The sequence below is a fragment of the Sphingomonas sp. LT1P40 genome (genome assembly GCF_036663835.1).
Taxonomy (GTDB): Bacteria; Pseudomonadota; Alphaproteobacteria; order Sphingomonadales; family Sphingomonadaceae; genus Sphingomonas.
In genome coordinates, this window is the sequence record NZ_JAXOJT010000001.1 from 1,780,504 (window position 1) to 1,794,145 (window position 13,642).

General features: G+C 64.5%; 14 protein-coding genes. 9 read left to right on the plus strand and 5 right to left on the minus strand.

The window, feature by feature from the left end; translation table 11 throughout:
- The first annotated feature begins 18 nt into the window (after nucleotides 1–18).
- Nucleotides 19–273 (plus strand): ATP synthase F1 subunit epsilon, encoded by a 255-nt coding sequence (locus U1702_RS08860; protein ID WP_332723648.1) that lies wholly within the window; start codon nucleotides 19–21, stop codon nucleotides 271–273.
- A gap of 66 nt (nucleotides 274–339) precedes the next feature.
- Here the strand turns inward: U1702_RS08860 and U1702_RS08865 are convergent, their stop codons facing one another.
- Both U1702_RS08865 and U1702_RS08870 read right to left on the minus strand, forming a co-directional pair.
- Nucleotides 340–801: a hypothetical protein gene (locus U1702_RS08865; RefSeq protein ID WP_332723649.1), complete on the minus strand. Its 462-nt coding sequence runs from the start codon at nucleotides 799–801 to the stop codon at nucleotides 340–342.
- 71 nt (nucleotides 802–872) lie between these two features.
- Nucleotides 873–1,316 carry a DUF6265 family protein gene (locus tag U1702_RS08870; RefSeq protein ID WP_332723650.1) on the minus strand — a complete coding sequence of 148 codons (444 nt, stop codon included), beginning with the start codon at nucleotides 1,314–1,316 and terminating at the stop codon, nucleotides 873–875.
- A 77-nt stretch (nucleotides 1,317–1,393) separates the two neighbouring features.
- Here U1702_RS08870 and U1702_RS08875 point away from each other — a divergent pair, with 77 nt between their 5' ends.
- From U1702_RS08875 to U1702_RS08895, 5 genes are all read left to right on the plus strand, one after another.
- Nucleotides 1,394–2,104, plus strand: a complete 711-nt coding sequence (locus tag U1702_RS08875) for a helix-turn-helix domain-containing protein (protein WP_332723651.1) — start codon at nucleotides 1,394–1,396, stop codon at nucleotides 2,102–2,104.
- Nucleotides 2,105–2,146: 42 nt separating this feature from the next.
- A complete protein-coding gene (locus U1702_RS08880; RefSeq protein WP_332723652.1) occupies nucleotides 2,147–3,637 on the plus strand; it encodes an ArnT family glycosyltransferase in 1,491 nt (496 codons plus the stop codon).
- Nucleotides 3,634–5,127, plus strand: coding sequence for a hypothetical protein (locus tag U1702_RS08885; protein ID WP_332723653.1), 1,494 nt, complete (start codon nucleotides 3,634–3,636; stop codon nucleotides 5,125–5,127). Before U1702_RS08880 ends, U1702_RS08885 begins: the two co-directional genes overlap by 4 nt.
- A gap of 57 nt (nucleotides 5,128–5,184) precedes the next feature.
- The gene (locus U1702_RS08890) at nucleotides 5,185–6,735 is read left to right on the plus strand and encodes a TadA family conjugal transfer-associated ATPase (RefSeq protein WP_332723654.1); all 1,551 of its coding nucleotides are present in this window, start codon (nucleotides 5,185–5,187) and stop codon (nucleotides 6,733–6,735) included.
- Between the two features lie 74 nt (nucleotides 6,736–6,809).
- Nucleotides 6,810–7,997: an aspartyl protease family protein gene (locus U1702_RS08895; RefSeq protein ID WP_332723655.1), complete on the plus strand. Its 1,188-nt coding sequence runs from the start codon at nucleotides 6,810–6,812 to the stop codon at nucleotides 7,995–7,997.
- Here U1702_RS08895 and U1702_RS08900 read toward each other — a convergent pair.
- On the minus strand, nucleotides 7,994–8,173 hold the full coding sequence (locus U1702_RS08900) for a hypothetical protein (protein WP_332723656.1): 180 nt from the start codon (nucleotides 8,171–8,173) through the stop codon (nucleotides 7,994–7,996). The two genes, U1702_RS08895 and U1702_RS08900, sit on opposite strands and share 4 nt — an antisense overlap.
- Nucleotides 8,174–8,229: 56 nt before the next feature.
- Here U1702_RS08900 and U1702_RS08905 point away from each other — a divergent pair, with 56 nt between their 5' ends.
- Together U1702_RS08905 and U1702_RS08910 are read left to right on the plus strand one after the other, a co-directional pair.
- On the plus strand, nucleotides 8,230–9,057 hold the full coding sequence (locus tag U1702_RS08905; RefSeq protein ID WP_332723657.1) for a class I SAM-dependent methyltransferase: 828 nt from the start codon (nucleotides 8,230–8,232) through the stop codon (nucleotides 9,055–9,057).
- A 105-nt stretch (nucleotides 9,058–9,162) separates the two neighbouring features.
- A complete protein-coding gene (locus U1702_RS08910; RefSeq protein ID WP_332723658.1) occupies nucleotides 9,163–10,620 on the plus strand; it encodes a T6SS phospholipase effector Tle1-like catalytic domain-containing protein in 1,458 nt (485 codons plus the stop codon).
- 52 nt (nucleotides 10,621–10,672) lie between these two features.
- Here the strand turns inward: U1702_RS08910 and U1702_RS08915 are convergent, their stop codons facing one another.
- Nucleotides 10,673–11,965 carry a metal-dependent hydrolase family protein gene (locus tag U1702_RS08915; protein WP_332723659.1) on the minus strand — a complete coding sequence of 431 codons (1,293 nt, stop codon included), beginning with the start codon at nucleotides 11,963–11,965 and terminating at the stop codon, nucleotides 10,673–10,675.
- Nucleotides 11,966–12,002: 37 nt separating this feature from the next.
- Nucleotides 12,003–12,551 (minus strand): polyhydroxyalkanoate synthesis repressor PhaR, encoded by a 549-nt coding sequence (gene phaR / locus U1702_RS08920; protein WP_332723660.1) that lies wholly within the window; start codon nucleotides 12,549–12,551, stop codon nucleotides 12,003–12,005.
- Nucleotides 12,552–12,574: 23 nt separating this feature from the next.
- On the opposite strand from phaR, the gene U1702_RS08925 reads away from it, so the two are divergent.
- The gene (locus U1702_RS08925) at nucleotides 12,575–13,636 is read left to right on the plus strand and encodes an alpha/beta fold hydrolase (protein ID WP_332723661.1); all 1,062 of its coding nucleotides are present in this window, start codon (nucleotides 12,575–12,577) and stop codon (nucleotides 13,634–13,636) included.
- Nucleotides 13,637–13,642: the final 6 nt, after the last annotated feature.

The following is a 13,642-nucleotide window of genomic DNA, read 5'->3' on the forward strand; positions in this document are numbered from 1 at the left end:
CATAGGATCAGACCGGACATGCTGAACTTTGAACTTGTCACCCCTGAACGCCTCGTTCGCTCCGAGGAGGTCCATATGGTCGTCGTTCCCGGCACCGAGGGCGACTTCGGCGTGCTGGAGGGCCATGCCCCGCTGATGTCCACTGTCCGCGACGGCAATATCGAAATCTACAAGAGCTCGATGAGCGAAACGCCCCAGCTGATCCGCATCGAAGGCGGCTTTGCCGAGGTCAACGAACGCGGTCTGACGGTGCTGGCCGAAAAGGCGGAATAACGCTCCTTAGCCGGAGACAAAAAGGCCGCGGGAGCGATCCCGCGGCCTTTTTGTTTCGATCCGCCCTCACCCTTTCCGATACGTCATCGTCGTCGCCCATGCCTGCGGGTTCCCGCGCTCGATCTTCAGTTCGTCGCCCGTCCGCGTGAAGCGCAACCGCGCCATCCCGACCTTGGTCTTCATCTCGAAGGTCACGCTCTGCCCCTCCCGCGAAACCTCCGTAAAATTGCTCGGTGGCACCGACGGCAAGGTGACGCTGAGCGTCGAAGCCGCACCATCGCCGTCGGTAAACGCCAGGTCGGCCGCCGCGCCCTTCATCGTCTCGCCCTGCCCTTCTTCACGGCACGCGATGCCGATCTTGGTCATACCGCACTTCATCTCCAGCGCATCGGTGCGCCAGATGCCGTCCAGCCAGTCGAGCCGTGGGGCAACCGCCGCCTGCGCAGGCACAGCGGCCGGCATCGCGTCGGCGGCAAGGCCGACCGGAGTCATGAACATCGTGAAAAGCGACAGAAAGAATGTGAACATCGGTGACCCCTGTTGAATTGCGATGCGGCCACCTCACAGGATCGCCGCACAGCATCCACGGTCAGGATCGGTCAGTCCGCCTTGCGCAACCGCCAGCGCATCGCCTCGCTGCCATCCGCCAGCGAGATTTCCGCGATCATCCCGTCGCCATCCGCGCGATAGTGAATCCGCTGCGGGTAATCATGCGCGGCATTGACGAAGGTCACGCCCTCGCCGCCCGGGACGGCGCGAAACGCCACCGGCGGCTTGCCTCCGGGCTGGGCGAAATACACCGGCGTCGTGCCATCCATCGCAATCCGCAGAAACTCGAACCCCACGGTCTCGTCCCCCTTCACCGTCTGCGACGTTCCCAGCATCGTGCCGCCCGCCCCACGCTGCCATTGCTCGCAGGTCTGGCCCTGCGGTCCGTCCTCCCCGCACCAGCGTCCGGCAAGCCAGTCGGGCAGCCCGGACCCGTCACTGGCGGACACCGGCACCGCAAGCATCGAAAGCGCAAACATCAACCGGATCATCATTCGTCCTCCCATCTGCGCCCGGATACCGCAGGCCGCCGCCGCTGGCTTGAACGGATGCGACATGCGATGCCGGTCTCATGGACTATGCCGAAACCCCGCTGCCGCCGGAACTGGACGGCCTCGTCGCCGCGATCTGGACGATGTCGGCCGCCGGTAACGAGTGGGTCGATTACGAGGCAGTGCCGGACGGCTGTATCGAACTGATCCGGCGGCATTCGGGACGCTCGATCTGGCGCAGCGAGCAGCCGTCGTTGTTTGTCACCGGCCTCGCGCTCACCCCTGCCCGGCTGCGCTTCAGCGCCGATGCGCGATTCACCGCGATCAAGCTGTGGCCATGGGCATGGCACATGATCGGCCGCACGCCCTGCCCCGGTTTCGTCGATAACTGGCGGCCGCTGGCGGAGGACGATCCACTTGCGGCGTTGCTTCCCGAGGCTGGCGTCGCCATGCCACGCCTGACCGCCGCATTCGACGGCATCCGACCCCCGCCGATCGCCGCGATCCGCACTGCCGACAGCGTCGCGGCACTTGCCCGCAGCACCGGCCTCTCGCCGCGTCAGCTGCAACGCTTGTTCGCGCGCGAAACCGGCATGCCGCCGCGCAGCTATTTGCGGCTGCTGCGCTTTCGGGAGGCGATGGCGATGCTGCAATCGCCTGACACCCCACTCGCCGACACCGCCGCCGCGACCGGCTATGCCGATCAGGCGCATATGACGCGCGAGTTCGGGTCGCTTGCGGGCATGCCGCCCGGGACGGCCCGCAGACGCGCCAAGGGTCCGTTCGTCTAGGCCGTTCGCAACTCGTTAACCCTGTTGGTGCAGCAAGCGGGGATGGCGCAGGGGGCCACGATCAGCACCGAAGTTCCGGGCGTGCGCCGCTTAGGCGTGTCGCATCCGCTGGTGGTGGCCGCCTTCCTCGCCATCGTCGCCTTCATTTTGCGTGCGCCGCAATTCGGCAACCCCGTCGCCGGGTTCGACGAACAACTCTATCTGCTGATCGGCGAGCGCATGTGGGACGGTGCGATCCCCTATCTCGATCTGTGGGACCGCAAGCCACCCGGCCTGTTCGCGCTGTTCGCCGCGATGAGCGCGTTCGGCAACGGCCTGATCGTGTCGCAAATCATCGCCACGCTGTTCGCCGCCGCGACCGCGTGGATTGTCTTTCATCTCGCGGCGAAGCGCACCGCGACTCTGCCCGCGATCCTCGCGGCATTCGTCTATCTCGTGTTTCTGCGACAGCTTGCGGGACAGACGACGCAGACGCCGGTGTTCTACAATTTGTTCCTCGGCGTCGCCGCGCTCGCGATTCTGCACGTCGCCCGCAACCCGCGCGACATCCGCTTCAGCGCCGCCGCGATGCTGCTGTGCGGCCTCGCCATTCAGCTCAAGCCAACTGCCGCGATCGAGGGCGCATGGTTCGGCCTGTTCCTGCTCGCCCTTCACTGGCGCGCGGGACTGAAGCCGCCCGCCATCGCCGCCCGCGCCGCGCTCTACATCGTCGCGGGCCTCCTCCCCAGCCTGATCGCCGCCGCCGCCTATGCGCGCATCGGTGCGTTCGATGCCTTCTGGTTCGCCAATGTCGAATCGATCCTGTTGCGGCAGGAGAGCTTCAACGCGCTCGCCGCCGAGCAACTGCTGGTCACGCTCATCCGCGGCGGCCCCGCGCTCGCGGTCGGTCTTGCCGGTCTCGTACTCGCCCTGCGCGCCGACCGCAGCGCCTCGACGATCCTGCTCACCGGATGGGCCACCGTCGCCATTATCGAAGTCGCCATCCTCGGTTCCTTCTGGCCGCATTATCTTCTGCCAGTGCTGCTCCCGCTCAGCATCCTCGCGGCGCATGTTCTCGCACGCGGCTGGATCGGCCTCGCCGTGTTTGCGGTCGTCGCCGCCCCGCCGCTTGTCTCGACCCTTACCCGCGACGCCGCTGTCTCACGCATGGAGACTGCCCGCGCCCACGACATCGCCGCCGCCATTCCAGCAGAGGTCCGCGACCAGTGCCTGTTCGTCTATGAAGGCTTCACCGCACTCTATTCGCTGACCCACGCCTGCCCTGTCACCCGCTACGTTTTCACCGATCATCTGCGCTCCTCGCGCGACGGCCCCGCACTCGGCGTTGATCCGCATGCCGAACTCGCCCGCGCGCTCGCCCGCCGTCCCCTTGCCATCGTCACGCTGCAAAATTCGCCGTGGCAGATGCGCAATGTCGCCAACGATCGGCTGATCGCAGAGACCTTGGCGCGCGATTACCGGCTGGAGGCCAGCTTTCAGGACATCGATCCCGACCAACCGAACACCCGGCATCAGATCTGGGTGCGGCGATGAAGCATCCGCGCCTGACGGTGGCGGCGATCCTGCTAACCGTCGCAATTGTGTTGCGCGCGCCGCAATTCGGCAACCCGATCGCCGGGCTGGACGAGCAATATTACCTGCTTGTCGGCACCCGCATCTGGGACGGTGCGATCCCCTATGTCGATCTATGGGACCGCAAGCCCGCCGGGCTGTTCGGCCTGTTCGCACTCATTGCCGCGCTCCCCGGCAACGGCATTGTGGCGGCACAGATCGTCGCCACCCTGTTCGCCGCCGCCACCGCCTTCACCGTCGCGCTGATCGCGCGCCGCTGGGCCGGCTGGGTTCCGGCGACGATGGTCGGCATCTTTTACCTCGCGGGCCTGAACGAGCTGTGGGGTGAGACCACGCAGACACCCGTCTTCTACAACCTGCCGCTTGCACTCGCCGCGCTGCTCACTTTGTCGGCCCCCGATCCCACCGAACCCGCGCAACGCCGCCGCGCGATTGCCGCGATGCTGCACGCTGGGGTCGCTATCCAGCTCAAAACCAACGCGGTGTTCGAGGGTGCGTTCTTCGGAATCTGGCTGCTTGTACAGGCGTGGCACAGCACCCGCTCGCCTGTCGCAGTCGCGCGGGTCGCTATGCCCCTGCTCATCGCCGGGGCCACGCCCACCCTCATCGCCATAACCATCTTCGCCGCGCTCGGCCATTTTGACGCGTGGTGGCAGGCCAACATTCTCTCGGTTCTGGCCAAGGGCGCATCGCAAGACGCCGCCGCCTTCGCGCACCTGCGCGACACGCTCGTCCTCACCGCCCCCATCGTCCTGCTCGCGCTGCTCGGCCTGTGGTCGCGCACGAAACGCTTCACCGTCTGGCCCCCCGAGACTGCCTTCCTGCTCGGCTGGTGCGCCATCGCCATAATCGATCTGATCGCGATCGGCGGCTATTTCCCGCATTATGCCCTGCCGCTGCTGCTCGCCGCCAGCCCACTGATCGCACACGCCTTCGCCATCCGCCGCGTCGGGCCGATCCTGTTCGTCCTCGCCATGCTCTGGCCGCTCGCCCATGCCGCGATCAACCTGCGCATCGCCGCCACCGATCGCGCCAATGCCGCAACCGTCCTCGCCGCCCTCCCCGCCGATGTCAGCACGCAATGCCTGTACATCCACGAAGGGCCAGTCGCCTATTACCAGTTGACCGACGCCTGCCTCGCCACACGCTACGCCTTCACCGCGCACCTCAGCTCCAGCCGCGAATCCCGCTCGCTCGGCGTCGACCCACAAACTGAACTCAGCGCCATCGCCGCGCGCCGCCCTGGCACGATCCTCACCCTCTCCGGCTCGACCTGGATCGACCGCAACCTGACCGCCGAAGCGACGCTGCTCAGCGCGATCCGCCCGCATTACCGCCCGGTCGCCTGTCTGCCGCACCACCATCACGAACCCGACGCCCGCCTCGTAGTTTGGCGCCGCAACGATCTGGCAGGATCAACCGCAACCATAAATCCATCCTGCAATGGTTAGGACATTGTCAAAGCTTCGCCCTTATCGATGCATTCTTCGACCATTGGGGGTGAAGGCGTGAGCGCATTCGGACGTCGTAGCGGACCTGGAGCATCGGCAGGGCGGCCAGCCTTTGGCGTCGCGCGTCCGATGCAGGGCGGCGCGTCGGCTCGCCCGTCCGACGCTGCGGGTGGCGAACAGTTTCCGCCGCTCCACGACGTTCCCTTGCCCGGTGCGATTCAGGGTGAACCGGAAAGCGGCGATCCCAATGCGAGCATGGGCAGCATGTCCAACAGCGATGCGATGCAGCGCCTCGCCGATCGTCAAGCCGCCCCCGCCGATTCGGGCTCGTCACGCAACGAGGGCTTCGAGGCGTCGATCCACCGCATCAAGGAACAGGTGCTCCCGCGCCTGCTCGAACGCGTCGATCCCGAGGCCGCCGCTACCCTGAACAAGGATGAGCTGGCCGAGGAATTCCGCCCGATCATCGGCGAAGTGCTCGCCGAGCTGAAGTTGACGCTCAACCGCCGCGAACAGTTCGCGCTGGAAAAAGTGCTGGTCGACGAGTTGCTCGGTCTCGGCCCGTTGGAAGAATTGCTGTCCGACAGCGCGATCAGCGACATCATGGTCAACGGCCCCGACCAGACCTTTATCGAGCGCAAGGGCAAGCTCGAACTCGCCAACATCCAGTTCCGCGACGAGGAGCATCTGTTCCAGATCGCCCAGCGCATCTGCAACTCGGTCGGTCGCCGCGTCGATCAGACCACCCCGCTCGCCGACGCCCGCCTCAAGGACGGCTCGCGCGTCAACGTGATCGTGCCGCCGCTGAGCCTCAAGGGCACCGCGATCTCGATCCGTAAATTCTCCGACAAGCCGATCACGCTCGACATGATGGCAGGCTTCGGTTCGATGTCGACCAAGATGGCGACGGTGCTCAAGATCGCCGGCGCGTGCCGCTTCAACGTCGTCATCTCGGGCGGTACCGGTTCAGGCAAAACCACGATGCTCAACGCGCTGTCGAAGATGATCGATCCGGGCGAGCGCGTGCTGACGATCGAGGACGCGGCGGAACTCAAGCTGCAACAGCCGCATTGGCTGCCGCTCGAAACCCGTCCGCCGAACCTGGAGGGTCAGGGCGAAATCACCATCCGCGATCTGGTCAAGAACGCGCTGCGTATGCGCCCGGATCGCATCATCCTCGGCGAAATTCGCGGGTCGGAGTGTTTCGATCTGCTCTCCGCGATGAACACCGGCCATGACGGATCGATGTGCACGCTCCACTCCAACTCCCCGCGCGAATGCCTCGGCCGTATGGAAAACATGGTCATGATGGGCGACATCAAGATTCCGAAGGAAGCGATCAGCCGCCAGATCGCCGACTCGGTCGACCTGATCGTTCAGGTGAAGCGCCTGCGCGACGGTTCGCGCCGCGTCACCAACATCACCGAAGTGATCGGCATGGAAGGCCCGGTGATCGTGACGCAGGAGCTGTTCAAATTCGAATATATGGATGAGAGCGCCGACGGAAAGATCATCGGCGAATACCGCTCGATGGGCCTGCGTCCCTATACGCTGGAAAAGGCGCGCTCGTTCGGTTTCGACAATGCGCTCTTGGAAGCGTGTTTGTAAAAATTCCGGTAACGGGACATTAACCATGCCCGCAACTGCTGGCGGAGTTGGCGCCGCCGTCTAGCCTGGGGTCGATGGATGTCCGCGCACCGATGACCCTGTTTCTCGCCCTGCTCGCGCTGGTCACACCGGTCGATCGCGTCCGCGCAGCACCACCCGTCTCGACCCTCGCCACCGACACCGAAGCCCGCTGGGTCCCGTTCGAGCTGACGCCAGGCAACCAGATCCGCTTCCGCACGCTGCTCAACGGCCGCTGGGTCGATGCCATCCTCGATACCGGCGTCAGCGACAGCGCCGTCTCCGCCCGCTTCGCACGCTCAGCAGGCATGAAACCGCTCGTCTCCGGGCGAGCGGATGCCATCGGCGGCAGCGTCTCGCTCAGCTGGACATCGCTGCAACGCGTCGAGGTCGGCGGCTTGGTCCGCACCGGCGGGCGCATTGCCATTATCGATGCCGATCCGCGCGTCACCGGGTCCGCGCCGGTCGATCTGTTCGTCGGATCGGACCTGCTCGCCGCACACGCACTCGAAATCGACTATGATGCCCAGCGTTTCCGGCTGCTGCTCTCTGGTCGCATGCCGTTTCGCGGCGTCACCGCGCCACTCTCGCTTGCTGATCGCACGGGTCTGTATCTCAGCGAACTCAATCTGGGCGGGCGGCGGCATCGCGCGGTGATCGTCGATACCGGCGACGGCAGCATGGTGACGCTGACCCGCAGCGCCTGGCGCGGCAGCGAGCGCGAAGCTGGCCCCGTCACCACCGCAATCGCCTATGGTCTGGGCGGCATGGTGGAGACCGAGGTTGCGATCCTGCCCACCCTCCGCCTCGCATCGCTGACCGCGCGCGATGTCGAGCTGCGCGTCGAACCCGATACCGGCTTTTCGGGCCGCAAGGGCGCGGCGGGCCGCATCGGCAGCGGCCTGTTGCGGCGGCACCGCGTGCTGCTCGATCCCGGCGCGGGCCGCATGATCCTCGCCCCCGCCGCCCGCGCCGACTGGCCGGTGTCGCGTTCCACCAGCGGGCTGATGCTGGCGCAGGAGGGGCCCCGGCTGCGCGTCCTGCATGTCATGCGTGGCAGTCCGGCGGCGGCCGCTGGCTGGCGCGCGGGTGCTGAAATCTGCGGCATCGACGGTAGCGCGATTCCTGCGCTCTACACCGGCAGTGCGCTGGCAAGCTGGTCGATCGGCATCCCCGGCCGCACTGTCCGCCTTAGCCTGTGCGACGGCGCCGAACGCAATCTGACGCTGGCGCGCTTTTACTAGCCTTTGATCGCAAGTGCCGCAGTGACGACCGCCAGCAACACCGCCATCACCTGAATCAGCGTCCACGGCATCCAGCCCACGCGGTCGAGGTCGGCACGCTTGCTTCGCCGCCAGTCGGCAAAGCCGCTGCCCGCCGCCACCGCCACGAACGCGCCAACTCCAATCCACAACGGCACTTGCATCGCCCGTCACTCCGCTTCACCACAGGCGCAATAATCAGAGAGGAACCCTGATGCGCTATACCCTGCCCGTCTTTGCCGTCGTCGCCACCGCCGCAATCGGCGCTGCTGCCATCGGCGCGCCCCAGATGGGTGTCGTCAGTGCCGATTTGAAGGCAGCCGTCGCCGCTCCCACCCGCACGCCCGCCAACATCGCACGCGACAAATACCGCCACCCCGCCGAAACGCTTGCCTTTTTCGGGGTGAGGCCGACCGATACGGTGGTCGAACTCTGGCCCGGTGGCGGCTGGTACACCGAAATTCTCGCGCCCTATCTCAAAAAAGGCGGCACGCTGTACGCCGCCGCACCGTGGCCGAACGGGGTGAAGGGCGTCCAGACCAAACAGGCGCAGGACGCCGCGACCTATGGCGCGGTCAAACTCGCCGCATTCCCCGCAAAGGAAGGTGAAACCGGCGTACCCGCGGGCAGCGCGGACAAGGTGCTCACTTTCCGCAACATCCATAACTGGAAAATGGGTGCCGAGGACCGCAGCGCCGAAGCCTTCAAACAGATTTTCGCCATGCTGAAGCCCGGCGGCACGCTCGGCATCGTCGAGCACCGCCTGCCCGAAACCGCCGATGCCGCCCTCGAGAAGAACAGCGGCTATCTCAAAGTATCGACCGTGCGCAAACTCGCCGAGGATGCGGGCTTCCGCTTCGTCGCAGCGTCGGAGATCAATGCCAATCCAAAGGACACGACCGACTATCCCAAGGGCGTCTGGACGCTCCCGCCCAACTACGCCGAAAAGGATGTCGATCGCGCTAAATACGAAGCGATCGGCGAAAGCGACCGCATGACGCTCAAGTTCCGCAAGCCAAACCCGAGCGTCAGGGGCGGGTAAGGCTAACATCATCCTGTTTGGCGAAAGTCATCCAAGCCAAAGGCGATCAAATGAAGATAGATCGACCTGGTGGTTATGCTATTCTCCCTGACGGGGGGAAATACTATGCGCCGGCTGATTTTCTGTTTCGACGGAACGTGGAACAAGATTGACGGAACGTACCCGACTAACGTCGCGCGAGTCGCGCAGTCGGTCAGCCGGTATGATGGCGATGTTTCCCAGATAATCTATTATGATGAAGGCGTAGGAACGACCACAACCGAACGATGGACAGGCGGGGTTTTTGGCCACGGATTGATCGAAAAGATCATCGAGGCCTATCATTTCCTGATCATCAACTACGAACCGGGTGATGACATCTACGTGTTCGGATTCTCTCGTGGTGCGTTTGCTGCGCGATCCTTCGTCGGGCTGATCAGAAATTGCGGAATTATGTCGCGCCGCTCGCTGACCCATATCAGGGCGGCGATTGATCTCTATATCAGTCGCGATGACAATGCATCGCCCGGTTCAGAGAGATCACGCACCTTCCGGCTGAAGCATTGTCCGAAACTTTGCCTGCCCGGCGACCTGGAGTGGCGGGAGAGGGCCTATCCCGAACATGTCTCGGATGACCTGATCCAACTTCGCATCGCCTATCTCGGCGTCTGGGATACGGTCGGCGCTCTGGGCATTCCAAGGCATCTGAAGTGGCTGACATTCCTCAATCGCAAGTTCATGTTCCACGACACCAAATTATCCGGCTTCGTTAAACGAGCACGGCACGCGGTCTCTACCGACGAACGCCGGCGTTCGTTCGAGCCATCATTGTGGACGAATCTCGACGATCTGAACGAATTCAGCCCCAAATCGCGACCCTATGAACAACAATTCTTTCCAGGCACGCACGCTGCTGTCGGTGGGGGCGGACCGGTTCGGGGATTATCGGATGCCGCGCTGGAATGGATCGTCAAAGGCGCCCGTGATAGCGGTCTGGCCTTCGATCGAGACGATCAGTCCCCAATTTTCAGCTTGTTGCCGGATCATCGTGCGCAGTTGTTCAATGCCATCGGCAAGACGCGCTGGTCCTTGTCTGATCGGTTGATGGGCGTCGGTCTTCGCGACCGCTCGTTTCCCGAAATGGATCGATATGCGATCCATCCCGTCGTCGCGCGACGCTATCATACGCCCGCCGATCAACTCCCCGAAAAGGCACTCTATCGCCCGCCTTCACTGCGTGCGTTCTGGAAAGCGCTCGAAGAGATAGGAGAGCAGCAGGCCGAGTTGCTGGCTGAACGACGGATCGAACTGAAAAGTGCCGGCGACGATCGGGCGCTTAGCGTGCCGGCTCGCGTGCGACGCTACGTTATTCAAAAAGGGGATACGTTGCTTAGCGTGGCGGAAACGCAAATGGGTTCGGTCGCAGATGCCGAAATCTTGGGAATCCATAATCGCAATGTCGGATTGCTGTTCGAGGACGATCTTCTGTACGTTGGTAGTGAACTGGAAATCCCGGAATATGGTCCTCCCCCGCAACCCGCCCCTCCGCCCGAGACCCCGGCACCGCCCACTGCGGTGACGTAACGATCCATTCAAACTCGCTGCGTGACCGGTCGGTATTGGATCGATGACCACCTCAGTCCTTGTGAACGACCCCGGCGCGCATCACGAAGCCGACCGATTTCAGCACCTTCACATCGCTCAGCGGATCGCCTGCCACCGCGATGATGTCCGCGCTCTTGCCGACCTCGATGCTGCCGACCTCCTTGCTCAGTCCCAACAGGTCCGCAGCGTTCACCGTCGCCGCAGCGATCGCCTGGGTCGGGGTCATGCCGTGCTTGACCATCAGCTCGAACTCGTCGGCATTGCGGCCGTGCTTGGACACCCCCGCGTCGGTGCCGAACGCGATCTTCACGCCCGCCGGCACTGCCTTTTCCAGCGCCTTGCCGGTGATCGAGATGCGCCAGTCGATTTTCGCGCGCACGGCGGGTGGATAGGCATTCGCGTCTTTGGCGATCCGCTCCAGATAGCCGTTCACGGTCGACAGCGTCGGCACATAATAGGCGCCGGTTTTCTTGAACAAAGCGATGCTCTCATCGTCGATGAGCGTGCCATGCTCGATCGAGTCCGCCCCCGCGCGCAGCGCCACCGCGATCCCGTCCGCGCCGTGCGCATGGACCGCAACCTTCTTGCCATAAAGGTGCGCTGTTTCGACCACCGCCCTCGCCTCATCGTCGAACATCTGCTTGGCCAGCCCAGCACCGATACGACTGTTGACCCCGCCGGTGGTGGCGATCTTAATGACATCCGCCCCGCGCCCGATTTGCGTGCGCACCGCCTTGCGACACGCGTCAGGCCCGTCGCACAGATTCTCGGTGCCGAAATGCGAATGCAGGTCGTCGGCGATGCCCAGCCGCCGGTCCATATGACCCGATGTCGTCGAGATCGCACTGCCGGCATCCACGATCCGCGGCCCGGCCACCCATCCGCGCGAAATCGCCTCCCGCAATGCCAGCGTTGCGCCGCCATCGCCCAGATTGCGAACGGTGGTGAAACCCGCCATCAACGTCTTGCGCGCGTTCCACAGCGCCTCGTAAGCGCCCAGCTGCTTGCTCTCGGTGAACTCGGCCAACAGCCCTTCCTGCCCCGCGCGATCCGAACTCAGATGGACATGGCTGTCGATCAGCCCGGGCAGCACCGTCCGGTCCTTCAGATCGATGACCGGCGCCTCGCCCAGTGGGGTCACATGCCCGTCATAGACGCCGACGATCCGGTCGCCGCGGATCGCGATCGTGCTCGCCCCGCGCGGTGCCTGCCCCGGTCGATCGATCAGCTTTCCCGCATGAATGTAGCGATCGACCGGGGCCGTCTGGGCAAGCGCGGTCCCGCCCAGCATCAGCGCGGCGGTGAATGCGGTCAATCTCTTCATATCGCTCCCCAATATCGTTCGGGGAAGGCTAGGATGCTCAGCCCAGCTTGTCGATCTTGTCCTGAAGTCCGGCAAGTTGCGCCTTCAACGCGGCGATCTCGTCATCCTTGCTCGCCTCTGGCGCGGCGCTGCTGCCGGGTGCGCCCGGCTTGAACGCCTTGGTCGCCGCCTCGAACATTTCCATGTTGCGCTTGGCCATTTCGGCGAAAGGCGAGTTGGCGAACGCGCCCTCGACCGCCGATTTGAACTGCGCCTGATTGCGGCGGAAACTGTCCATCGACGCTTCCAGATAACCCGGCACCACCGCCTGCATCGAATCGCCATAAAGCGAGATCAGCTGGCGCAGGAAATTGACGGGAAGCAGCGTCTGGCCGCGCGCTTCCTCTTCCATGATAATCTGCGTCAGCACATTATGCGTGATGTCATCCTCGGTCTTCGCATCGATGACCTTGAAATCGCGGCCTTCGCGCGTCATCGCCGCCAGATGGTCGAGCGTGATGTAGGACGAGGTTTCAGTGTTGTAGAGACGCCGGTTGGCGTATTTCTTGATAATGACCGGGCCGTCCGGATTTGCGGTCTTTTTCATGCTGGCCCCCAAAGGTGTTTGAGATGCCCCTAACATCTTTCGATACCGCACCGCAACACGGGCCGCGCCCCCTGCCCCTGTTCCTAGACCTGTTGCGCAGCGAAACCGCAGCATCGCCGGAACGCCGCGCCGCCGCGCTGGCCGGACTGGCAGCATATCAGGCGGCACGCCGCCCGCGCCCGCGCCGCCCGATGCCCGCGGTAGCGCAGGCGGGCCGCGCGACCCTGCGCGACTATGGGGGCAGTGGCCCACCCGTCATATTTGTGCCCTCGCTCATCAACCCGCCACTGATCCTCGACATGCCCTATCGCCGTTCGCTGCTGCGCTGGCTGTCGCGTCAGGGGGTGCGTCCGCTGCTGGTCAACTGGGGCACACCAACGCCGCACGACCGGGCGCAGGACGTTGCGCAGCATATCGAGGACCTGCTGATTCCGCTGCTGCGCAGCATCGGCGAGCCAGCCGCTTTGGTCGGCTATTGCCTGGGGGGCACGATGGCGATGGCAGCGGCTGCGGCGACTCCGGTGCGCGGCCTCGTCCTGATCGCCACCCCGTGGCACTTCAGCGGCTTCGGCTCGAAAGCACTCGAGCGCATCGACACGCTGTGGAATGCGGCCCAGCCGACCTGCGAAGCACTCGGCCTTGTGCCGATGGAGGTGCTTCAGTCCGGCTTCTGGCAACTCGACCCCGCGCGCACGATCCTCAAATACGAACGCTTCGCCCGACTCGATCCCGCCAGCGCGCAAGCCAAGTCGTTCGTTGCGATGGAGGATTGGGCCAATGCCGGTGCGCCGCTCACCTATGCGGCGGGGCGACAGGTGTTCGACGACATGTTCTCAACCGACCTGCCCGGAACTGGACGCTGGAAAGTCGCCGGCACGAACATCGACCCCGCCTTGTTATCCTGCCCGAAAATCGAGTTCGTCTCGCTTACCGACCGCATCGTCCCCGCCGCCAGCGCCGCCGACCTGCCCGATCGCCGCGATCTTCGCCTCGGTCATGTCGGCATGGTCGTCGGGTCGTCCGCCCGAGCCGCGCTGTGGCGACCGCTCGCCCACTGGCTAACCGCTCTTCCCGCGACTAGATAACGCCCA

Coding starts and splice junctions, on each gene's coding strand:
- U1702_RS08860 (WP_332723648.1), top strand. CDS start 19: ATGCTGAACTTTGAACTTGTCACCCCTGAACGCCTCGTTCGCTCCGAG.
- U1702_RS08865 (WP_332723649.1), bottom strand. CDS start 801: ATGTTCACATTCTTTCTGTCGCTTTTCACGATGTTCATGACTCCGGTC.
- U1702_RS08870 (WP_332723650.1), bottom strand. CDS start 1,316: ATGATGATCCGGTTGATGTTTGCGCTTTCGATGCTTGCGGTGCCGGTG.
- U1702_RS08875 (WP_332723651.1), top strand. CDS start 1,394: ATGGACTATGCCGAAACCCCGCTGCCGCCGGAACTGGACGGCCTCGTC.
- U1702_RS08880 (WP_332723652.1), top strand. CDS start 2,147: ATGGCGCAGGGGGCCACGATCAGCACCGAAGTTCCGGGCGTGCGCCGC.
- U1702_RS08885 (WP_332723653.1), top strand. CDS start 3,634: ATGAAGCATCCGCGCCTGACGGTGGCGGCGATCCTGCTAACCGTCGCA.
- U1702_RS08895 (WP_332723655.1), top strand. CDS start 6,810: ATGGATGTCCGCGCACCGATGACCCTGTTTCTCGCCCTGCTCGCGCTG.
- U1702_RS08905 (WP_332723657.1), top strand. CDS start 8,230: ATGCGCTATACCCTGCCCGTCTTTGCCGTCGTCGCCACCGCCGCAATC.
- U1702_RS08910 (WP_332723658.1), top strand. CDS start 9,163: ATGCGCCGGCTGATTTTCTGTTTCGACGGAACGTGGAACAAGATTGAC.
- U1702_RS08915 (WP_332723659.1), bottom strand. CDS start 11,965: ATGAAGAGATTGACCGCATTCACCGCCGCGCTGATGCTGGGCGGGACC.
- phaR (WP_332723660.1), bottom strand. CDS start 12,551: ATGAAAAAGACCGCAAATCCGGACGGCCCGGTCATTATCAAGAAATAC.
- U1702_RS08925 (WP_332723661.1), top strand. CDS start 12,575: ATGCCCCTAACATCTTTCGATACCGCACCGCAACACGGGCCGCGCCCC.